Source organism: Aliirhizobium smilacinae (genome assembly GCF_006335145.1).
GTDB lineage: Bacteria > Pseudomonadota > Alphaproteobacteria > Rhizobiales > Rhizobiaceae > Neorhizobium > Neorhizobium smilacinae.
Window position 1 is genome coordinate 96793 of the sequence record NZ_VDMN01000002.1, and the last position, 21518, is coordinate 118310.

Genomic DNA, 21518 nt, shown 5'->3' on the forward strand with positions numbered 1-21518 from the left:
GTTTCTATTGAAAATCCTAAATTTTCAAAGGGTGGGCAGCGGGCATGAATCTACGACAGTTGGAAATTCTGGCAGCGGTGATCAGGACCCATTCAACGATTGCGGCAGCACAGGATCTGGGAATGTCGCAGCCTGCTGTGTCCAATTCGATCAAGAGCGCGGAGGCCTCGTTGGGGTTTCTCCTATTCGAGAGAGTGAACAACCGCCTCATTCCAACGCCGGAAGCGCAGGTTCTTCTCGGTGAAGCGGAACCGCTGTTCCTGATGCGTGATACGGTCATGCAGACGGCTGCCTATCTGAAGGCTGGACGCAAGGGACGGATCCGGGTGGCTGCAACAGCGGAGCTTTCGGAATCGCTGATGCCGCAAGTAATTTCCCGCTTCCTGACGAACCATCTGGGTGTCGAAGTCGCGCTGGAAACGCACCGGCTGGATACTGTACTGAACTATGTGGAGACTGGCGTCTCTGATATTGGCTTTGCCATGGAGCCTTATCCTCGACCGTCGCTTGAACAAACACCGCTCGCCGCGCTCGATATGGTTTGCGCATTCTCCCCGGACAGCGAATTAGGTAAACTGCAGTTCGTCACCCCCGTGGATCTCGACGGCATGCCGGTGATAAAGGCCGGCTCGGGCAGCCGTATCAATAAACTGATCGAGGAAGCGTTTCAAAAGAGCCGAGTAGTCTTTAATCCAACCGTTGACGTCCGCTTCATGAACGTGGCCGGCTATTGTGTCGAGCAGGGTGTTGGGGTGGCCATCATCGACGAGTTGACAGCGTCCTGCCGACAGCACGGCACAATGCGGGTACTACCCTTCAGGCCACGCGTACAGATTAGTCTTGCAGCGGTAAGCGCAGCATCGCGTCCACAGCAGCGTCTCGTTAAATCCTTGGTGAAATACGCTCGCGACGAAGTTGCCAAGAGGCTTCGATAAACCGGAATGCCAGCTTCCTCAGGTCCTGAAGGCACTTGAACTGTCGGCCCCTCCAGAACTTGATTCTGATGACGACAGGGGAATTGCCTCAGGATCAAACATCTAAGGATGTCCACTCTTGAAGACGCTGACCAGCTCCTGCAGGATAGTGCGCTCGGCGTCTGACAGGGATCGGTCGGCGGAGAAGATGATCGAAAGAGCACCGGGCACCTCGTCGCGACTGATCGGAACGGTCACTAGCAACCCGGCATCGACATCCTTGCTCACCGACGAAGCCGGCAATATGGTACTGAGCGGGGCATTGCGCACCATTGCGATTGCCAGCGTGAGCGATCCGACCTCAATGATCGGCGCCAGAAAAATGGCCCTGGCTCTCGCCGCCAGAGCAAAGTTCTGATGGATGCTCAGCTGGCCGACACCAAGCACCAAAGGCAGGCTGCAGGCCTGCTCGATGCTCATTTCCGTCAGGTTGGGCAGCCGCAGCCGCGGATTGGCGACCACAGACAAAGGCTCGCTCGGCCCAAGCGGGATGCGGGCGACCTGCGACTGGGCGGCGCCGACGCCGGCAAGGTTAAGCTCGCCTTTCCTGATCTTGTCGTGCAGCATCGTATTCGAGCTTTCACTGCTCGCGGTCAACGAACTGGTTGCAGGAACCGTCGCCGGACAGCCGATCCAGATGGACGAGATCAAGGGTATTCAGTTCAGTGGCAAGGCGCTGTTGCTGGAAGGACAGGCCGAAGACGAGGCGCTATCCGTCTATCGGAAACGTTTCCCTTTCGCGCAGGCTTTCAGCTCGCCAGTCTGGGCGGTTGAAATCGATTACGTCAAGCTGACCGACAATTCGCATGGTTTCGGCCATAAGCTCTCCTGGAGCGCTTGAGATTGCGATCGGCTGGCCTGTGGCGCTTCAGCTTCTCGGCAATGGCATTCAAAATCCTCGGCATGCTCCGTAACATCGAGAGCCGAAATGTCGATAGCGATCGTCAATACGCAGTTGGCCATGAAAACTCGCGACATGCCCCATGACAACGTCCCAAGCAATTTATCCGAAGAGTATTCCCGCAGGTGGGGAAATGCCGCTTTGGGAAATTTGAGACTTCATTTAGGCTACGAACGTTGCTTGCCCCAAAGTGACAAGCCCCGCCACTCTCAACGGCTCCGACACATCCATTCAGTAACCGCCCGTCAGGAAAATACTCTCACCGGTCATGAAGCTGCAGGCCTGGGATGAGAGCAAGATCGCCGCGCCGACCATTTCTTCTGGCTGGCCGGCTCGTCCCATCCAATTCAGCGTGCGGGCATATTCTGCCCAACCCTCTGGATCTTCGTCACGTCTGTGGGCATTTCGATCGGTATCGATCAAGCCGGGGGCAAGTGTATTGAGCAGGACATTGTCCTTTGCATAATCACGCGCCTGGCTCTGGATGAGATTGTGTTGCGCTGCCTTCGTTGCGGCATAGGCGGTGACTATACCTTTCGGGCGAAGCTGGTTGATCGAGCCGATGGAGACCACCCTGCCCCATTTGCGCGCGGCCATGTGCGGCAGGACTGTCTGCAGCATATCGACGGTCGAACCGAAGTTGACGGCCACCTGAAAAGCGAAATCTTCGGGCATCAGATCCGCAAGGGTGGCGTTGATCTGGGCGCTGGCGTTGATGACCAGGATATCCACCGGGCCTATGGCTTCGGCCTGCTCAATCAGATTGCGGCCGGCATGGGGTGCGGACAGGTCGCAAGCTAGTTCCTGTGCCGTGCCGCCGTTTTTGACAATCCGCTCTTGCACGGCCGCGGCGGCATCGGTTTTGGTGCCATGCAGAATGACATGTGCTCCTGCTCCCGCCAGCCCCTCAGCGATAGCCGCGCCAATACCGCGGCTGGAACCGGTGACGAGCGCCCTGCGCCCCTTCAAACCAAAGATGGCTTCAAGATTCATCATTATCCCCCAAACGATGAGATGCGCGCACCGGCAACACCCGGGCGGCAGGAAAACAGGCCACCGGACAATGGCGCATCGGCCAAAGTCGAGGCTGGCAGGCGTGTGCGCGCGCTGGTGATGAAAAGCGTGGAAAGGTCCGGTCCACCGAAGGCAATGCTCGAAGGCCGCGGCACCGGCATTTCGATTACTTGATCGAGCTTGCCGTCGGGGAGGTAGCGACGCACGCACCAGCCATCCCAGATCGCGCACCAGACACCGCCTTGCGCATCGACGGCAAGACCATCAGGCCGCCCGTCAGAGACCGGGATACGGGCAAATTCCCGGCGAGCAGAAAGCGCGCCGGTCATTGCATCGCAATCATAGGCATGGATCAGGCCGGGCACCGTGTCGACGAAATAGAAGGTACCGCCATCCGGGCTCCAGCCGAGGCCATTCGAGACGATGATGCCTTCTTCCTTGCGTTCAAACGCACCGGTCTTATCGATGCGATAAAGCGCACCCGTCGGCTTGGACGCATCGATGCGCATCGATCCGACCCAGATTGCACCATCCGGCCCGCATTTGGCGTCGTTGAGACGGTTGTCTGCGATTCCAGCCTCTGGACTAACGAATGGGGTCAAACGGCCGGAGGCAAAATCCAACCATTCGACGCCGTCCTGCGATGCGACCAGAAGACGGTCTTCAGTCACCGGAATGACGGCGCTGACAAGCTTGCCCGTTTCGCACGTTTCGTTACGACCGGTTGCGGGGGAAAAGCGATGAACTGCCGGGTGGAGGATATCAACCCAATAAAGAGCATTTTCCGCCTCATGCCATACAGGGCTTTCGCCCAGCTGCGCCCCCCAGGGTAGAATGCAACTCAGTTCCGCCATCGGCTTTCCGGTTGCTGAGCGCGGTCGGGGGCGAGAGCTGATGGCAACGGCGCCCGCAGCACCGGTAATGCGCCGGGCGGCGGCAATCAGTTCACGCCCCACCGGGTGGATATTGGATGCTTCAAGGCGTGATGAGGGGCCAAGCGCCACCAGCACGCCGATCGGCGTGTTGTCGCGTCCCATCACCGGGGCTGCGACCGAATTGACGCTTAGCAGATGCTCTTCATAGGAGATCGAATAACCACGTGCCCGCGTCAGTGTCAGATCGGTCTGCAATGCCTCGAGAGAGGTTATGGTCTGCGGCGTCTGGCGATCAAGCGTCAGACGATCCATAAGCGACCGCCCCACCGCCGGATCCTGGAACGCGAGAAGCGCCTTTCCCGGGGCGGTACAGTGCAGCGGTACGCGGCGACCGACCTCGACCCTCACGGAAAGACCATTGGGCGATCGTTCGGCCAGATATTGCGTCATGACACCATCGAGGCGGCACAGGGCAACTGTCTCGCCGAGTTCGGCCGCCAGTCGCTCCAGTTCCGGTGTGGCTGCCGAGACGAGATCAAAGCTCTCCCAGACCTTATGAGACATCTCGAGAAAACGCTGACCCAGAACATAGGTGCCGCGTGCTTCATCTTGCCGGACAAGACCATAGGCGATCAGCGTCCGCAGGATGCGGGCGAAGGTTGGTTTCGGCAAGCCGGAGGCTCGCAGCAGTTCTGCGAACCGCAGCGGTTCGGGCGCGTCTGCGACCATGTCGAGGAGGGTTAGGCCCTTGGCGAGTGCCGCCGTGCCGCCCGGTGTCTCTGGCTTCATTGCGCCCTCTTTCCGGCCATGCGCCGCCGCCTTGCGGCGTCCGCCTCGTCCAGCATCCGGTCCATCGTCCATTCCACTTCAAACCCCAAGGCGTTTCTGATCCGCGCGTTCGACGTGTGGTAATAAACGCCGGCGCCGGGAAAATCGACTGGGACAATGGGCAGACCGGTCAGTGCCGCGATGCGTGGCAGCAGTTCGGCAAAATCGATTGGTTCATCCGCTCCGAGGTTGAAGATGCTGCCTGCCGCATTGGGGTGATCTAGAGCGAGAAGAATGCCCGCCACCATGTCACGGGTTTCCGTGATGTGCATGCGAAACGGTCGGCCGTTCTCGTTGCGTGCCAGCACATGAGCCGGCGTGCCGATATCCTTCGACCGGAGGAGCTCGGCAATGGCTGTATTTCCGAAACCTTCCTGTTGCCGGATGCGTGGCCGCAGGAAAAAGCGCGGGCCTGAAAAGAAACTGTCTTCGTCCAGCAATTCCGAAGCGTCCTGTGTATGCGAAAAGCGCAGGATCACCGTTTCCATCGCTCCGGCTCGCTGCTGAAAACGCACCAGCTCCTCGCCAAGCAGCTTGGTCAGCCCGTAAGGTGAGTTTGGCTTGAGAGGGTGATCCTCCGTTACCGGCAGGAATTCCGGGCGATTTTCCGGATACACTTCACCCGATGAGGCAAACACGAACCGCCGCACGCCTGCGGCAGAGGCTGCCTCCAGAAGGCGACGCGTGCCCTCGACATTGACCGCAAACATGCGGTCACGATCCGCCGGTGCCCAGGACATGAAGGCCCCGAGATGCAGAACGCTCACAACGCCTTCGACTGCCTGGGCCAGCTTGGCTGCGTCTTCGAGCGATCCGACGATGTCATCCCCATCTGTCCCCGACGAGCGAAGATCGAAGCCGCGCACAGCCCGGCCTTTTGCTCGCAACGCTGCGACGACGGCGCGGCCGACGCGCCCTGCCGATCCGGTAACGAGAATCATAGCCGTTCACCCGTCTTGGCGTCGAAGAGATAAAGCTGACCCGGGTCGAAACCGAGCCTGAGTTCCTGATCCCGTGGCAGATTGCCGCTATGCGAGACGCGCGCGATCAGTCCCTTCGACTTGCCCTCTTCGCCATCTGCAATTCGAGCCTCTTCGGCACCGAAATAGACGTATTTTTCCGAGCCGAGACTTTCCACCAGTGTCGGGCGAACGCCGAAGGTAACACTCCCTTCCCCGAGCGTCAGATGCTCGGGCCTCAGGCCGACCACGACCGGCCCCTGATGAGATGTGGCGCGTGGTAAAGTCAGCTGTTGCCCGAAAGCCGTCAGCCTGCCGTCACGCAGGTCCGCATTGAGAAAATTCATGCCCGGCGAACCTATGAAACCGGCGACGAAGAGGTTGGCAGGGTTGTTGAACAGCTCGTCAGGTGCAGCAATCTGCTGGATGATGCCGCCCTGCATGATAACGACGCGATCCGCCATCGTCATCGCCTCGACCTGGTCATGCGTCACGTAGACTGTGGTCACGCCGATGCGCTTGTGCAGGGCACCGATTTCGGCACGCATATGGACACGCAGCTTGGCGTCGAGATTGGACAGCGGTTCGTCCATCAGAAACGCTTGCGGCTGGCGCACGATCGCACGGCCGAGCGCAACACGCTGGCGCTGTCCGCCGGACAGGTCCTTCGGCTTGCGGTCCAGATAGGGCGTCACTTCGAGAATGCGGGCTGCATCGTCGACACGCCGGTCGATCTCGGTCTTGTCGGTGCCGCGCATCTTCAGGCCAAAGCCGATATTCTGGCGCACGGTCAGGTGCGGGTAAAGCGCGTAGTTCTGGAACACCATGGCGATGTCACGATCGCCGGGTGCAAGATCCGTCACCTCGCGATCGCCGATGATGATCTGGCCTTCGCTTGCGGGCTCAAGGCCGGCGAGAATCTTCAGCATTGTCGACTTGCCGCAACCCGATGGCCCGACCAATACCACGAACTCGCCATTTTCGATTTCGAGCGAGAAGGGCCTGAGCACATTGAGAGCCCCATAGGACTTGCTGACATTGCGAATGGAAATATTGGCCATGCTTATTTCTCCGCGCCAGCGGTTAGGCCGCCGACCAAATAACGTTCAAGGAAAAGGTAGATTGCGATGATCGGCAGGGCGATGAACACCGAGGCGGCGGAAATGTCGTTCCAGTAGGTGACATATTCGCCCTGCATCGTGGTGATGCCGAGATTGGCCGTCCAGTTGTCGGGCGAATTGACCAGAAAGGTCCGCGCATAGGCATAGTCGGACCAGCTGAGCACGAAGGCGTAAAGTGCGGTCGCAGCCAGACCGGGTGTAGCGATCGGTAGAACCACGCGCACCATGGCGCCAACCGGTGAGCAGCCATCTACCATGGCGGCCTGTTCGAGTTCTTTCGGGATCGTGTCGAAATATCCCTTCAGCATCCAGGTTGCGAACGGGATGATCATCGTTGAATGCGCAAGCACGAGCGTCCACAGGCTGCCGATCAGGCCGAAGCTGGAAAAGATCGAAAACAGAGGAATAACCAGCAGCGTCGCCGGCAGCATCTTGGCTGTCAGGACGAACATCCCCATCGTGGCGCCCCCCCGCATCGAATACCGCGACAGCGCATAACCGGCACTGACCGAAACCAGCATGGACAGTGCCACGGAGCCGATAGCTGCCAGCATCGAGTTCCACAGCCACAGCAGGATCGGTTTTGCCGCCCAGACACGTGCAAAGATGTCCCATTGCGGATCTGTCGGCCAGAATGTCGGCGGCAGGCGGTAAAGTTCGTCGGTGGTGGAAAGCGCGGTGACCAGCAGCCAGTAGACCGGAAACAGGATCATCGCCAGTGTAAAGACCACCGTGGCATAAAGCGCGAGGCTCTGTACGAATGTGCGTCTCATCGGAGCCTCCTCAATAGATCGATTTCGAACGCCGGCCGAGCATCAGCAGGCTGGCGACGATGCAGATCACTAGCGTCAGCACGCCGACTGCCGCGGCGCGACCGAAGTTGTGATACTGGAAAGCCTGATCGTAGGTCATGATCGATAGGGTTTGCGTCGAGCGCAGCGGACCGCCACCGGTGAGTACCTTGATGATCGAAAAGTCGCGGAACACCCACAGCAGGGTCAGGACCAGCGTGACGCCCAGAACCGGCATAAGAAGCGGCATGGTAATCCAGCGGAAACGTTGCCAGACGTTCGCCCCATCCACCTTGGCGGCCGCGTAATAATCGGACGGTATCGACTGCAGGCCGGCAAGGCACATGATCGAGACGAACGGAAAGCCCTTCCACACCATGGTGATCGCCACCGCCCAGAAGGCGGCTGTAGAACTGCTCACCCACGGGATCATCTGGCCGGTAAAACCGAGCTGGATTGCCAGCCAGCCGAACAGGCCGAAGGACGTGTCGAACATCCAGGCAAAGATGACGACGGCGATGATTTCCGGCACGGCCCAGGGCAGCGCCATGCCGAGGCGGGCGATGGTACGGCCCTTGAAACGGTTGTTGGCAAGAAGCGCCGTGCTCAGACCCACGGCCACACTGCCGGCGGTGACGACCACCACCAGTTTGAGTGTTACCCAGCAGGCCAGCCAGAATTCTTCCGACGAAAACAGCCAGGTGTAGTTGCTTACCGAAAATGGCCGGCTGGCGCCTCCGAGCCGAGGGATCTTGACCTGCTGGAAGGACAGGTCGATCGCCAGGACCAGCGGCCAGATGATGATGGCGGCAACCATCAGCACCGCCGGAGCGATCAGAATGTAGCCGAGAAGATGTTGCCGGCTGGGGCGCGCAAGATCAAAGAACTTGCGCCGCCCCGCCTGAACGGTGTCGGTCATGGATGGTCCTCCTGCCGGATACTGTGAGTTGCCCATGGCCCGCCGATGCGGGCCATGCCCTTATGATGGGTCAGCCCTTGATGGACTCGGCCTTGGCTTGCATGGTCTTGGCAACGTCAGCAGGATCGAGATCCTGGATGATCATCCGCTGCGTTTCTTCCATCACCATCTTGCTGAACTCGTTGTAAAAGAGCTCGAGCCCGGTGGGTACACGGTCGATGCCGGCTGCAGCGGCTTCTTTCATCGTCTGAATCAGGATCGGGAAATGCGGAATAGTCTTTTCGACGCCGGAGACATCGGCCTTCGGACTTGGCGGCGTATTACCGCCCATCGTTGCATAGCTGCGCTGGAATTCCGGCGTCATCGTCAGCTTGATGAAGTCCCAGACAAGCTGCTTCTGGTCGTCCGGAATATCTGACGGCATCGCCAGCACGTTCGATGAGCCACCAAGCGGCGGCGTGAGAGGCGGGGCTGCATAAACGATATCGCTCTTGGCTGATCCTTTTTCGGTTGTGCCATAAAGCCACGGACCGTCTAGACGCATGGCCATCTTGCCGTCGGCAAACAGTTTTCGCACGTCGCTGGCGCTCATATCGACGGGGCTGACACCGCTTTTCATCACGGTCTTCCAGCGCGTCAGACCTTCGACCATTTCGGGCGTGTCGATGGTGATATTGCCGTCCTTATCGGTCCAGTAGGCTTTGGCGTCGATGATGTAGTTTAACATCTCGGTCAGATACTGGCCCGGCCCGCCCTTGGTTTCGTGGCCGGTGCCGAACTGGTCGATGATACCGTCGCCGTTGAGATCCTTGGTGGTCGCCTTTGCGGCAGCCAGAAACTCCTCGTAGGTCTTCGGCACGGCAACGCCGGCCGCATCCAGGATCTTCTTGTTGTATGCCATGACGAACCCAAAATAGTTTGTCATGATGCAGACGGTTTCACCATTCCATTCGCATTTCTGCTGGCCGGCCCAGCCGGTCATGTCGATGCCGTCCTTCTTCAGCCACGGATCGAGCGGCTCCAGCCAGCCGCTATCAGCAAACATCTGGAACTCGAAGGATGCCAGATGAACGATTTGCGGCGGCTGGTTGGCGGCAAACAGCGTGGTCATCGTATCCGCATAGGAGCTGCGCTCTGCCTTGGTGAACTCGATTTTCACCCCAGGATGCTGTTTTTCGAATTCGGCGATGGCCGAACGCCACCACTCGCCGGTACCGGCATCGTCCGTCTGCCAGGAAATGAATTTCAGGACGGTATCGGCCATGGCCGGGGCAAAGCTGCCCATTGTCATCAAAGCGGCAGTCGCGGCGCCGAGCGCCAGTCTTTTCATTCTCTTGTTCATGGTTTCCTCCTCCAAAGAACCAATTCAGATACGTTCAAGCAGACCGATCGCCGCCTCCGACGGCTTCACTCCGAGCCCAGGCCCGGATGGCAGGTGATAGCGACCTTCGCTGCAATCCATGTCACCTGACAGAAGGCGGCGGTTTGGCTCGAAGATCGAATGCTGGAATTCATGGCCCTTGAGCGTCGGCAGTGTCGAAGACGCCTGCAGACTGGCGGCCAGAAAGATGCCGGCCCCGACCGTGGCATGCGGTATCACGTCGATATCGTGTTCGTTCGCCAGCGCGCCGATACGGATGAAATTGGTGATGCCCTTGTGGCCCATTTCCGGCTGGACGATGGCAATTCGGCACCGCTCGACGCGGGCGCGCATGTCCCAATGGGTGCGCCATTCCTCGCCGACCGCGATCGGGATGTCGGTGCCCTTGGAGACTTTTTCCAGCCCGGCAATATCCTCGGTCCAGACCGGTGCCTCGGCAAACCACGGATCGAACGGCGCCATTTCGGCGATCAGATCCAATGCCCTTTCCGGTGTCTGGTTCCAGTGCATATCGGCTGCAATCTTCGCATCCGGCCCGAGAACCTTGCGCAGGTTTTCCATTTCCGCCGCAGGCCCGTCATCGGCCACCGGCGTTGCAAACTTGAAGGCATCGAAACCGCGATCCTGCCAGTATTTCGCCAGTTCGCCGCGGGCCTCAAGGGTCTTTTCCGGCAGGCCCGAGACATAGGCCGGGAAATCATCGACGCCACCGCCGAGCATCTCGCGGACGGACTTGCCGGCTTCCTGTCCGGCTATATCCCACAGCGCGATATCGAGAGCCGCCAGCGCATCCACATAAAAGCCGCCGGTATAACCCCGCACCCGCATCATGTCGTAGAGATCGTCATAGATTGCCGACGGATCGGATGCATCGCGGCCGATGACGAAACCGGCGAGCAGGTCGTTGATCAGAGCGGCCACCGCGCCAGGCGCGACGATGCCATAGGTTTCGCCCCATCCAACCGTATCTGCTTCGGTCGTCATCCGGACAAGCACGCTGCGATCGAAGGTCGGATAGACCGTGCGATTTCCCTTTCGCACGATATAGCCGTTCGGATTAACCACTTCGCCTTCGCGCAGGGCACCGAGATAGGGCACCTTGCGCGGTTGAGTCAGTGTGAAGACTTCAATGGTCGCAATGGGACTGTTCATGCGGCCTCCGAAACAAGAAGACCGAGCTCGACAAGATTGGCATCGATATCTGCAATCGCCGCTGCATCGAGATTTGGGGTTGCGGCGCGTACGCCGACACCGTCGATCACGCCGCGGCGCGCCAGGACATGTTTGGTCAGCCGCATGCGGTAGACCGCCTGAAGAACCAGAAGCGGAAGGGTGCGGACGTAAATGCTGCGGGCTTCATCGCGCCTGCCGGCGGCGAGTGCCCGGTCGATCGCCACGTGTTCCCCGGCAATTTCCAACGCAGGCATGGCAGCGGTCGCACCACGGGCATATTCGTCGAGAATGTAGCGTGCTCCGCCGCCGCCGATCACACCCTTCAACGTCTCCGGCGCGTGGGCGATGATATGGCTGATCGCAGGACCAGCCGGTAGCGTCTCTTCTTTCACGTAAGCGACCCGCGGCAGCGCATGGAGGATTTCGACGATCGCCTGTGGCGACAGGTCGGAGCCGCGCGGCGCCGGTGCATTCTGCAGGATGATTTCGACGTCCGGCAGCGCTTCGAGAATATTGCCGAGGAATTCGATCAAAGCCGGCGCATCGATGCCGACCGATTTCGGCGGCTGCACCATCAGATGCCGGATACCAAGACCTGTTGCAACCCGGCCGTGATCGACCACCTCGCGCCAATCAGCAGCACTGGCGCCTGCCACGACCGGCACCCGACCTGCCGCAGCGGCGACGACAATCCTTAGAAGCAGTGCACGTTCATCGGCATCAAGGTTTTCTACCTCGCTGGCAAAACCGGGAAACACGACGCCATCCACACCCTGATCGAGAGCGAACTGCACCAGCCGCGACATTCCTGCCTCATCAACACTGCCATCCGCCAAAAAGGGCGTCGGCATGACAGGCAAAATGCCCTTTAAACCAGCTGCCATTTCTTCACCTCCCAATGAAGTATCATATAGTGGTACTCTGAATTCACTAATTGACACTACATATGCTTGCCCCCTATGACAAGCCCCCAGATGAAATGAGCAGAGGAGGCTCACGACATGGCAGGAGAAACAGCGGCGATCGTTGTCGATTGGGGAACCACTTCATTGAGGGCAACGCTGGTCGATGCCCGCGGCAACGAACTGGAGAATATTGAGACGTCGCAAGGTATCTCGAGCCTCAACAAAGGCGACCATGAAGAGGTGCTGACCGCGGTTCTTGCGCCTTGGTTCTCCGCCCACGGAGCGTTGCCCGTTGCCGCACTTGGGATGGTCACCAGCCGCAATGGCTGGATTGAAGTCCCCTATGTGCCTTGCCCTGCAGGTCCAGCCGAGCTTGCTGCAGGAGCCATACGCAGATCATTGCCGAATGGGTCGGATCTTGTTTTCCTGCCAGGCCTGACGGATCCGTTGCGCAAACCCTTTCCGGACGTAATGCGCGGAGAAGAAACGCAGGTCGCAGGACATGGGCTTGCCGATGACGCGACGATCATCATACCCGGGACCCACAGCAAGTGGGCGAAGGTGAAAAATAGACGGATCGACAGTTTTCAAACCTTCGTGACCGGTGAGGTTTTTGCACTGCTCTTGAACAACTCCTTCATCGCCCGAGGCGCGGCGCAGCCGCCGGTGGATGATCCGGAAGCCTATCGCTGGGGTCTTGAGGAAGCGAAGAACTCCGGAGCTATGCTGTCTTTGCTGTTTTCGGCAAGGACTGGTGGATTGGCCGGCAAGCTCTCGGCAGAGCAGTTGCGGTCTTATGTCCACGGTATGGTAATCGGCCAGGAATTCAGGCAGGCGCGCGAAGATGGCTGGTATTCGGAAGGCGGTGAAGCAATCATCATCGGGAATGACGGCTTAAACGACCTTTACGTGGCTGCCGCGAACGTGTTCGACCTTGAAGTCACCATGGGCAAAGACGACGTCCTGATCCGCGGGGCGCTGAATGTAATACGTCACACGCTATCGTAAACCTTGGCCAGTAAGCCGGGGAACATCCGGCAAAACACTCCCGAGCATTTGTTTGAGGAAAGATATGTACGATTTCCCGGCCGGTATCGGCACAAGCCGTCACGAGGACGATATCATCACGATACTGGCGCGACTTGAGCGCGTCGGCCTTCCCTCCGATCCGATCGCCTTTTATGGCTCCTCTTCCTTTCGGATCTGGAATTCCATCACCGAGGATCTAGGTTCGCTGGATGTCGTCAACCTTGGTTTCGGCGGAGGCACATTTCTTTCAGGCATTCACTATCTTGATCAGCTTCTGAAGCCTCTCAAAACGAGAAGAATAGCGCTCTATTTCGGTGAAAATGACATCGCCAGCGACGGCCTTACCGCCCATACGACGTTTCGCCATCTAAAGGATCTGCGGAACCGGATTTCACAGGCGCTGCCGCAGTCCGAAGTGTTCATCCTGTCGATCAAGCACAGTCCCGCACGGTGGATCTATCACCATGAATTCGAGCTTTTCAACCAGCTGGCACGCGACTGGTGCGAAGGCCGCGATGACACATCGTGGATTGAGGCAGGCAACGGCCTCATCGGCGAGAACGGTTTGCCGATGTTCCGATACTACTTGCCCGATTTGGTCCACATGAATGCAGCGGGTTATGCCGTTTGGTCGACGGCGCTCAAAAAAGCTCCGCAACTGTTAAATCCGTTCTCCGGCAAGTCGAATGAGAGTCCATTTATTTAAGACGGCTCATTGTACGTCATGGCGAAAGAGCGGATTATGAACATCGCATCGTGAGCCCTTGATCTTGAAAGGGTTATGAACTTGCGACCCTGTTTTACCTACACTCGACACCGGATGGGGTGGAAACTTTAGCTGGCGGGACGATGCCCTTCGTAAGAGCACTTCATAGCGTGTGTGCAGCCCTAGAAGCTTCATCCGAATGCCGCCAGCTCGCTTTGAATTGCAAAAAACGTGTTAGAAATGCTTCAGCAGACCATTCAATGCAGGATCTGGCTGAGGAACAGCTTTGTGCGCTCGTGCTGCGGATTGTCGAAGAACTCGGCAGGTGAGTTCTGCTCGACGATCTGGCCCTGGTCCATGAAGATGACGCGGTTGGCGACCTGACGGGCAAAGCCCATTTCATGGGTGACGCACAGCATGGTCATGCCTTCCTCGGCAAGGCTCACCATCGTGTCGAGCACTTCCTTGACCATTTCCGGATCGAGCGCCGAGGTCGGCTCATCGAACAGCATGATCTTCGGTTTCATGCAGAGCGAGCGGGCGATCGCCACGCGCTGCTGCTGGCCACCGGAGAGCTGGCCCGGATATTTGTTCGCCTGTTCCGGGATCTTGACGCGCTTGAGGTAGTGCATCGCCACTTCCTCGGCTTCCTTCTTCGGCATCTTGCGAACCCAGATCGGCGCCAGCGTGCAGTTTTCCAGGATCGTTAAATGCGGGAAGAGGTTGAAGTGCTGGAACACCATGCCGACTTCGCGGCGCACTTCGTCGATCTTCTTCAGATCGTTGGTGAGCTCGATATTGTCAACGAGGATATTGCCGGACTGGTGCTCTTCGAGACGATTGATACAGCGGATCATCGTCGACTTGCCGGAGCCCGAAGGCCCGGCAATGACGATACGCTCGCCCTTCATCACCTTCAGATTGATGTCGCGCAGCACGTGGAAATCACCGTACCACTTGTTCATCGCGATGATTTCGACAGCAACCTCGGTCGAGGAAACGGTCAGGTTCTTCAGTGCTGCGCTCATGTCAGGTCCAGATGATGTTATGTCTTGTCCGTGATCAGGCCTCTACGACGAGACCTTTGGCTTTCAGGACATGCTCGAGGTTGCTGACCTCGACCACGGACTTGCCGGCCTTGTAAGCAGCAATGTAACCGGCCTCGGCATCTTCACGCGCCTGGGACAGCTTTGCCACTTCGGCAACCTCGTGGCGACGAACCACAACGAGACCATCGGCATCGCCGACGATCACGTCGCCCGGATTGATGATCTCGCCGCCGACGATGATGCTGTCGTTGGTCGTCCCGATCGTTTCCTTCACGGTACCCTTGATGCAGGTGCTGAGCGAAAAAACCGGAAAGCCCAGGTCGCGCAACTGCAGCGTATCGCGAACGCCGGTGTCGGTGACAAGACCGCCGATACCCTTGGCAAGGCAGGCATTCGCCAGCACATCGCCGAACGAGCCGGCTTCCTCGTATTCGCCGGCGGAAACCACGATGATGTCTCCGGGCTTGGCATAATTGATCGCCAGCTGCAGCATGATATTGTCGCGTGGCGAGGATTTTACCGTAAAGGCCGGGCCGCAGAGCTTCATCCGGTAGTCGACCGGCTTCAGACGCGACGACAATGCGCCACGACGGCCCTGTGCCTCGTGAATGGTGGCCGGCGAAAATTTCGACAGCGCCTCCAAGTCCTGTTTACTCGGACGGGCGGGAATATCCTTGATATGGACCATGTTGTCCTCCTGTTATCTCAATGATTTTTACGAACTGCGGATAGGAAGTTGCGAACATCCTGATGCGCTTCATCCGAGAAGAATTGCGCCGGTTCGGCATCGAAAGTCAGTGTGCCGTTGCGTAGGAACCAGATGCGATCCGCTACTTCGCGTGCAAATCCCATTTCGTGGGTGACGCACATCATGGTAATGCCGTCAGCCGATAGTTCGCGCAGCAGCTTCAGCACTTCCCCGACCATTTCCGGGTCGAGAGCGCTGGTCGGTTCGTCAAGAACAAGCACTTCCGGCTTCAGGATCAGCGAACGCGCGATCGCGACACGTTGCGACTGGCCACCGGAAATATCGGCGGGAAGAGAATTCGCCTTGTCGGCAAGCCCTACCCGTTCCAGCATCTGCATCGCCACTGGCCGTGCCTGAGCACGCGACCGCTCGCGGATACGCAGCAGCGGCAACATCACGTTTTCCACCACCGAGAGATGCGGAAAAAGATTGAACTGCTGGAAGACAAAACCGATGCCGCTGCGCAGCACGTTGACATCGACATCCTTCGCATAGATGTCGCGCCCGGCAAGGGTAATCTGCCCCTTCTGGATCGGCTCAAGCCGGTTGACCGTCCGGATCAGCGTCGATTTTCCGGAACCGGAGGGACCGCAGAGCACGGTCGTGGTCCCCTTGGCTACCGTCGCATTGACGTCACGCAGCACTTGCAGGGCGCCGAACCACTTGGAAACGTTCTGAAATTCGATCATGCCACAGCCTCCACAATAACCTGCCCGGTTCGGCGTGCCGAAATCCTGCGTTCCAGCCAGTTCGTGGCCTGGCTGAGGCTGAAGCAAAGGACGAAGTAGACCGCAGCGAGAATACCGAAGATCTGCAGCGGCTTGGTTACTTCGTTGGAGTTGACCTGTAGCATCACGTAGGAGAGTTCCGAGACGGCGATGATCGAGCCGAGCGAGGACTCCTTGATGATCGTCGTCAGCTGATTGACGATGCCTGGGATGACGTTGAAGATCGCTTGCGGAAGGATGACCTTGAACGTGGTCGGGATGTAGCCGAGGCCGAGTGCGGCCGCGGCCTCCCTCTGCCCCTTGGGCAGTCCGACGATGCCGGCGGCGATGATTTCGCCGAGATAGGCCGTCTGGTAAATGACGATGGCGACGATCAGCGTGAACACCGCATCGATCGGAAAGCCGATGATCATCGGCAAAGCGAAATACGCCCAGAAGATCAGCATCAGCAGCGGAATGGCGCGGACACTGTGGACGAAGCCGTTGGCAATCGTCTGGATGATGCCGGGTTTGCCGGTTCTGGCAAGCGCGATCAGTACGGCGCAAGGGAATGTCACGATGAGGCTGACGAAGGAGATGATCAGCGTCATCGCCAGTCCGCCCAGCTTGCCATGCGGATATTCGCCGATCAGCAGCAGAAGCCAGTATTCCTGAATGATTTCCAGCATTACTTCACCCTCAGCTCATATCGCTTGGAGAGGATCGACGAGAGCCACATGATCGCAAACGAGATGATCATGTAGATCGCCGTGGCGATGCCGTAAGCTTCGAAGATACGGAAGGATTGTTCCTCGATATAGCGGGCCTGATAGCTGAGTTCGGCAACCCCGATGGCGGCCGCAAGGCTCGTACCCTTGAAGAGAATGAGGGTCTGGCCGAGCAAAGCGGGCAGTGCCAATCGCCACGCTTGCGGCAGGATCACCCAGCACATGGCGCCGAGATAGGTGAGACCGATCGAGCGCGCCGCCTCCATCTGCGCCGGGTGGATGGACCGCAGGCCGCTGCGGAAATCTTCCGACATATAGGCCGCCTTGTTGAGGGCCAGTGCGACGATGGCGTATCCGATCTCTGCCCCGACGTCGTTCAGGTAGTCGTTGACCGAATCCGGCAGGATGACGGCGAAACCGAAATACCAGACGAACAGCTGGATCAGCATCGGCACGTTGCGATGATATTCAACGAAGGCCGCGACAAGGAACTGCGTCGGCTTGAACTCGATCGCTCGAACAACGGTCAGAGCGACCGCCAGAACCAGACCGATGATCCAGGAAAAAACGAAAACCACCATCGTGGCCTGGAGCCCCTCCAGGATGAGTTGAAGATACTCACCCTGAAGGACCCTACCAAAGTCGAATTGGTAACCCATGAAAGTTGACCTGTATTCCGTATGCGAAGGAGATCAGTTCGTGAACCAGGTTTCCTGGGGTTTGCCGAACTCGAACTTGCGCGTTGCCTTCAGCTCGGAATCCTTGCCCAGCCACTTGTCGTAGAGCTTCTGCCCTTCGCCATTGGTTTCCAGTTCGGCGAGGAATGCGTTCGACTGCTTGACCAGCTCGGGAGATCCCTTGCGGAAACCGAAACCGGACGGCATGGAGAGAAGCGGCTCGTCCAGGAACCGGAGCCCCTTGATCTCGGCGCCAGCATTGCGCTGTACGGCTTTGCCTTCGGAGAAGCGATAGACGGTCGCCTTTACCTTGCCCTGCTGCAGGGCGAGGAAGGATGCCGCGCTCGTTTCGAACGACAGGATGCGGGCGTCTGGCAGGCGCTTCTCCGTGAGCGGGATCAATACGGAGCCCTTCACCAGTCCAATGCGCTGGCTGGAAAGATCTGCAACGGTCTTGATGTCGGATTGATCGAGCACGACGAAATTGAAGTCCTCGGCAATGTAGGCACCGCTGAAGTCCACCTGCTCTGCGCGTTCCTTGCTGTAGCTCAGGAGCGAGGACAGGATATCGACGCGGCCCTGCGTCAACTCAGCCATACGCGTCTGCGGCGAAACTGCGGTCATCTTGGCGCTGACGCCGAGATATTTTGCGAACATGCCGCAAATCTCGATCTCATAACCGTTGGGTTCGCGGGTCTTGGGGTCCTGGAAACCGAGTGGGGGCGAATTGGTGAGAACACCGCAGTTCAGGACACCGGCTTTCTTGATGTCGTCCAGCTGCTCTGCGGCGGCGACATTCGATAATAACGCGGCGCCGATCGCGGCCAGCGTCATAAGGCGTACAAGCTTCATATTTTCCTCCTTGGCAGCGCTTCCTCTCGCTGTCAGGAGAAACTAGGCCAGCCTGGCTATTCGAACAAATATATATTGCAGATACGTCCTATATCTTTACGGTATGGCGACGGAGGCGGAAATGACCCTTGATCTTTTGAAGATTCGCTACTTTGCCAAAATTGCGGAATCGGGCTCATTTACGAGGGCATCACGAGAACTGGGCGTCGCCCAGCCGCCGCTCAGCCTTCATATGCGTTCGCTTGAGGAATATCTTGGCGTACAGCTGCTCAACCGTACCTCGCGCGGCGTCGTGCTGACGGAAGCCGGCCAGACGCTGCTTTCACATGCGCAAGCGATCCTGCGCGCGGTCGAGCAGGCGGAAGCCGCAACCCGCGAAAGAGCACAAAATCCGACGGGAGAGGTCTCGCTTGGCATCCTGAGTTCATTGTCGCCCATTCTGTCCGTACCGATGCTCGAAACCTGCGAAAGAATGTTTCCACAGATTCGCCTGACGATCAGTGAAGGCGATAGTCAGACGCTCAGGGCTGCAATAGATACCCGCCTTTACGATCTTGCCGTCAATCTTGTGGACGTAGCGAAGTCGGCATCGGTGCCGCTGTTCGACGAGCGGCTTTATGCGGTCGGCCCGATCGGCGCTTTTGGTGCGGGCCGAAAGCAGATCACCGTTGAAAAGGCCCTTGCCCTTCCGCTGATCATGCCGACCCGTCGTCATGGTATTCGGGTTCTGCTGGAACGCCAAGCACTGATGCTTGGCCGCGAACTGAACATAGTGCGCGAGATCGAAGGGCTGGCGAGTACCAAAGCCGCGATACGCGCGGGGCTTGGCTTCACCATTCTCGGCAGAGGCGCCGTTTATTCGGATATGCGGCAGGAACGGCTGGCAGCCGTGCCTGTTTCCGGTCCGGATCTTTCGCGCCGCCTGATACTCGACATGCCGGTTGACCATCCCCCTACCCGCGCAATGATCGAGGTGCGGAATATCCTGACAACGGTCGTAAAGGCGCTGGGCGAAGAGGGTCATTGGACATGTCTACCTTGACGCGCACCGATAAGCACGGTTTCAGTCGGATCATCCCGTGACAGGAGAAGAGATGCCGACCGAGCAGGAGCAAAGGCCGACCGACGCCAATAGCGGTCCTCCAACCATGGCGGATGTCGGACGGATTGCCGGCGTTTCGGCCATGACGGTATCGCGTGCGCTGAAGGGCAAATCCTACATCGCCAAGGATACGCTGGAGCGCATTCTGGCAGCGGTCGATCAACTCGGATATGTCCTCGACCAGTCGGCCGGCAGTCTTTCGTCTCGCCGCAGCGGCTTCATCGCCGCCATCGTGCCTTCGATCGACAACTCGAACTTCGCCGATACCGCCCGCGGCATCACCGACACGCTGGCGCAGACCAGCATGCAGCTGCTGCTCGGTTATACGAACTATTCGGTCGAGCGTGAGGAAGAACTGATCGAGTCCATGCTGCGGCGACGGCCGGAAGGCATCATCCTGACCGGTGGCAAACATACGTCGAAGGCAAGGGTGCTGCTTGCCAATGCCGGCATCCCGGTGATCGAGACCTGGGATGTGCCGGAAAATCCTGTCGATGCCGTTGTCGGCTTTTCCAACACGGATGCGATGGAAGCATTGGTCGACAGCCTCGTTGCTCAGGGATACTCGCGCTTCGGCTTCATAACCGGATCAGAGGCTTCGGATACCCGTGGCCATCAGCGCCATATCGGTTTCGACCGGGCATTGTCGCGGCACGGCCTGACCAGTAACCGCGTGGTGGCCATCGAAGCCGTGCCGATCCGCATGTCACATGGCGGAGAGGCAATCCGCGCGTTGCTCGAACGTTATCCGGATACCGATGTCGCAATCTGCGTTTCCGACCTTCCGGCCTTCGGCGCGATCATGGAATGCAAGAGAATGGGACTGGTCGTGCCGCGTGACATCGCCATCGCCGGCTTCGGCGATTACGAGATCGCCTCGATATCGGAGCCCGGCATCACCACCGTCAATGTCGACAGCTACGGGATCGGCGCGCAGGCAGCCGGGCAGATGATTGCCATGCTGGAAAACCGCGGCACTGCCGCGACCATCACAACGAGCTATCATATGCTGCATCGGGGCAGCACATGATAGCTCCTAACCGGCTCAGAAGCTGAGCTGAACCTTCATCGAGCGACTGCGGTCGCCCGCAACCTCGAAGGCCTTCACCGCATCGGCAACCGGATAGATTTCCGACAGGAGCGGAGAGAAATCGACGCGCTTCTGGTTGATGAGATCGACGGCCTGCCCGAATTCCTCGTGGAACCGGAACGTGCCCTTCATCTCGATTTCCTTGGCAACGATCGTGTTCTGCGGCAACGATATATCGCCACCCAGACCAAGCTGCACCAGAATGCCACGCGGCTTGAGCACTTCGAGACCCGAGCGCACCGCACGCTCATTACCCGACGCCTCGAAATGCACGTCGAAATAGCCCTTGTTGGGCGTGTAGGCGTTGAGAGCATCCGGCTCCGAAGCGACGTTGATGGTACGATCGGCGCCGATCAGCCTGGCTTTTGCAAGAACCGCATCCATGACGTCGGTCGCTACCACTTCGCGGGCGCCATGCAAACGTGCAGCGATGATCGACAGAACACCAATCGGACCGCAGCCGGTCACCAGCACCCGCTTGCCCTGCAGCGAACCGGCACGGGAAACAGCATGCAGCGTCACCGCAAAGGGCTCTGCGAAGGCCGCCTCGTTGATGGAAATGCCTTCGTTCACCTTGTGGCACTGCCAGGCTTCCGCAACCAGACGCTGACGGAACGCGCCCTGGATATGCGGCATCGGCATTGCACTTCCATAGAAGCGCATGTTGAGGCAATGGTTCTGCTGGCCCTTGAGGCAGTAATCGCACGAATTACACGGACGGCTTGGCGAGACTGCGACACGATCACCGACAGCGAGATGCGAGACACCGCTTCCAAGCGAGACCACACGACCGGCAACCTCGTGACCGAGGATCATCGGTTCGCGAACGCGCACGGTGCCGAAACCGCCGTGATTGTAATAATGCAGGTCCGACCCGCAAATGCCGCCGGCCTCGATGGCGATATCCACCTGGCCCGGACCGGCGGTTTCAATATCCCGGTCCTCGACGCGCAGGTCCTTGGCGGAGTGAATGACGACAGCTTTCATGA

Annotated in this window: 23 protein-coding genes; 6 read left to right on the forward strand and 17 right to left on the reverse strand. The window is 58.7% G+C overall.

Annotation, left to right across the window (positions count from 1 at the left end; all coding sequences use genetic code 11):
• The first annotated feature begins 44 nt into the window (after positions 1-44).
• Positions 45-935 (forward strand): LysR family transcriptional regulator, encoded by an 891-nt coding sequence (locus tag FHP24_RS11350; protein ID WP_139676319.1) that lies wholly within the window; start codon positions 45-47, stop codon positions 933-935.
• A 102-nt stretch (positions 936-1037) separates the two neighbouring features.
• Here the strand turns inward: FHP24_RS11350 and FHP24_RS11355 are convergent, their stop codons facing one another.
• On the reverse strand, positions 1038-1541 hold the full coding sequence (locus tag FHP24_RS11355; protein WP_139676320.1) for a substrate-binding domain-containing protein: 504 nt from the start codon (positions 1539-1541) through the stop codon (positions 1038-1040).
• Between FHP24_RS11355 and FHP24_RS11360 the strand changes: the two genes are divergently transcribed.
• Positions 1528-1815 (forward strand): hypothetical protein, encoded by a 288-nt coding sequence (locus FHP24_RS11360; RefSeq protein ID WP_139676321.1) that lies wholly within the window; start codon positions 1528-1530, stop codon positions 1813-1815. The genes FHP24_RS11355 and FHP24_RS11360 overlap by 14 nt on opposite strands.
• A 291-nt stretch (positions 1816-2106) precedes the next feature.
• Here the strand turns inward: FHP24_RS11360 and FHP24_RS11365 are convergent, their stop codons facing one another.
• The 9 genes from FHP24_RS11365 to FHP24_RS11405 all read right to left on the reverse strand — a co-directional run bounded on the left by FHP24_RS11365 (position 2107) and on the right by FHP24_RS11405 (position 11820).
• Entirely contained in the window at positions 2107-2868 is a 762-nt protein-coding gene (locus FHP24_RS11365; RefSeq protein WP_139676935.1) for an SDR family NAD(P)-dependent oxidoreductase, read from the reverse strand.
• Positions 2869-2870: 2 nt separating this feature from the next.
• The gene (locus tag FHP24_RS11370; protein ID WP_139676322.1) at positions 2871-4553 is read right to left on the reverse strand and encodes an SMP-30/gluconolactonase/LRE family protein; all 1683 of its coding nucleotides are present in this window, start codon (positions 4551-4553) and stop codon (positions 2871-2873) included.
• Positions 4550-5533, reverse strand: coding sequence for an NAD-dependent epimerase/dehydratase family protein (locus tag FHP24_RS11375; RefSeq protein ID WP_139676323.1), 984 nt, complete (start codon positions 5531-5533; stop codon positions 4550-4552). Before FHP24_RS11375 ends, FHP24_RS11370 begins: the two co-directional genes overlap by 4 nt.
• Positions 5530-6612 carry an ABC transporter ATP-binding protein gene (locus FHP24_RS11380; RefSeq protein WP_139676324.1) on the reverse strand — a complete coding sequence of 361 codons (1083 nt, stop codon included), beginning with the start codon at positions 6610-6612 and terminating at the stop codon, positions 5530-5532. The genes FHP24_RS11375 and FHP24_RS11380 overlap by 4 nt, the downstream gene beginning before the upstream one ends.
• Before the next feature lie 2 nt (positions 6613-6614).
• On the reverse strand, positions 6615-7445 hold the full coding sequence (locus FHP24_RS11385; protein ID WP_139676325.1) for a carbohydrate ABC transporter permease: 831 nt from the start codon (positions 7443-7445) through the stop codon (positions 6615-6617).
• 10 nt (positions 7446-7455) lie between these two features.
• The gene (locus tag FHP24_RS11390) at positions 7456-8382 is read right to left on the reverse strand and encodes a carbohydrate ABC transporter permease (RefSeq protein WP_139676326.1); all 927 of its coding nucleotides are present in this window, start codon (positions 8380-8382) and stop codon (positions 7456-7458) included.
• Positions 8383-8452: 70 nt separating this feature from the next.
• Positions 8453-9724, reverse strand: coding sequence for an ABC transporter substrate-binding protein (locus FHP24_RS11395; RefSeq protein WP_139676327.1), 1272 nt, complete (start codon positions 9722-9724; stop codon positions 8453-8455).
• A 24-nt stretch (positions 9725-9748) separates the two neighbouring features.
• Positions 9749-10915 carry a mandelate racemase/muconate lactonizing enzyme family protein gene (locus FHP24_RS11400; protein WP_139676328.1) on the reverse strand — a complete coding sequence of 389 codons (1167 nt, stop codon included), beginning with the start codon at positions 10913-10915 and terminating at the stop codon, positions 9749-9751.
• Positions 10912-11820, reverse strand: coding sequence for a dihydrodipicolinate synthase family protein (locus tag FHP24_RS11405; protein WP_139676329.1), 909 nt, complete (start codon positions 11818-11820; stop codon positions 10912-10914). The genes FHP24_RS11400 and FHP24_RS11405 overlap by 4 nt, the downstream gene beginning before the upstream one ends.
• Before the next feature lie 117 nt (positions 11821-11937).
• Between FHP24_RS11405 and FHP24_RS11410 the strand changes: the two genes are divergently transcribed.
• Positions 11938-12849, forward strand: a complete 912-nt coding sequence (locus FHP24_RS11410) for a 2-dehydro-3-deoxygalactonokinase (RefSeq protein WP_139676330.1) — start codon at positions 11938-11940, stop codon at positions 12847-12849.
• 64 nt (positions 12850-12913) lie between these two features.
• Positions 12914-13576, forward strand: a complete 663-nt coding sequence (locus FHP24_RS11415) for a GDSL-type esterase/lipase family protein (RefSeq protein WP_139676331.1) — start codon at positions 12914-12916, stop codon at positions 13574-13576.
• Between the two features lie 257 nt (positions 13577-13833).
• On the opposite strand, the gene FHP24_RS11420 is transcribed toward FHP24_RS11415, so the two are convergent.
• The 6 genes from FHP24_RS11420 to FHP24_RS11445 are packed head-to-tail and all read right to left on the reverse strand — an operon-like array spanning position 13834 to position 18337.
• Positions 13834-14604 carry an amino acid ABC transporter ATP-binding protein gene (locus tag FHP24_RS11420; protein ID WP_139676332.1) on the reverse strand — a complete coding sequence of 257 codons (771 nt, stop codon included), beginning with the start codon at positions 14602-14604 and terminating at the stop codon, positions 13834-13836.
• Positions 14605-14638: 34 nt separating this feature from the next.
• Positions 14639-15313 (reverse strand): 4-carboxy-4-hydroxy-2-oxoadipate aldolase/oxaloacetate decarboxylase, encoded by a 675-nt coding sequence (locus FHP24_RS11425; RefSeq protein ID WP_139676333.1) that lies wholly within the window; start codon positions 15311-15313, stop codon positions 14639-14641.
• A 17-nt stretch (positions 15314-15330) separates the two neighbouring features.
• Complete coding sequence (locus FHP24_RS11430; protein ID WP_139676334.1) at positions 15331-16062, reverse strand: amino acid ABC transporter ATP-binding protein; 732 nt, start codon at positions 16060-16062, stop codon at positions 15331-15333.
• On the reverse strand, positions 16059-16769 hold the full coding sequence (locus tag FHP24_RS11435; RefSeq protein WP_139676335.1) for an amino acid ABC transporter permease: 711 nt from the start codon (positions 16767-16769) through the stop codon (positions 16059-16061). The genes FHP24_RS11430 and FHP24_RS11435 overlap by 4 nt, the downstream gene beginning before the upstream one ends.
• Positions 16769-17467, reverse strand: a complete 699-nt coding sequence (locus FHP24_RS11440; protein ID WP_139676336.1) for an amino acid ABC transporter permease — start codon at positions 17465-17467, stop codon at positions 16769-16771. The genes FHP24_RS11435 and FHP24_RS11440 overlap by 1 nt, the downstream gene beginning before the upstream one ends.
• 33 nt (positions 17468-17500) lie before the next feature.
• Positions 17501-18337: a transporter substrate-binding domain-containing protein gene (locus FHP24_RS11445; protein ID WP_139676337.1), complete on the reverse strand. Its 837-nt coding sequence runs from the start codon at positions 18335-18337 to the stop codon at positions 17501-17503.
• A 121-nt stretch (positions 18338-18458) separates the two neighbouring features.
• Between FHP24_RS11445 and FHP24_RS11450 the strand changes: the two genes are divergently transcribed.
• Together FHP24_RS11450 and FHP24_RS11455 are read left to right on the forward strand one after the other, a co-directional pair.
• On the forward strand, positions 18459-19379 hold the full coding sequence (locus FHP24_RS11450; RefSeq protein WP_139676338.1) for a LysR family transcriptional regulator: 921 nt from the start codon (positions 18459-18461) through the stop codon (positions 19377-19379).
• A gap of 37 nt (positions 19380-19416) precedes the next feature.
• Positions 19417-20469, forward strand: coding sequence for a LacI family DNA-binding transcriptional regulator (locus FHP24_RS11455; protein ID WP_394344615.1), 1053 nt, complete (start codon positions 19417-19419; stop codon positions 20467-20469).
• Positions 20470-20484: 15 nt separating this feature from the next.
• On the opposite strand, the gene FHP24_RS11460 is transcribed toward FHP24_RS11455, so the two are convergent.
• On the reverse strand, positions 20485-21516 hold the full coding sequence (locus FHP24_RS11460) for an L-idonate 5-dehydrogenase (protein ID WP_139676339.1): 1032 nt from the start codon (positions 21514-21516) through the stop codon (positions 20485-20487).
• Positions 21517-21518: the final 2 nt, after the last annotated feature.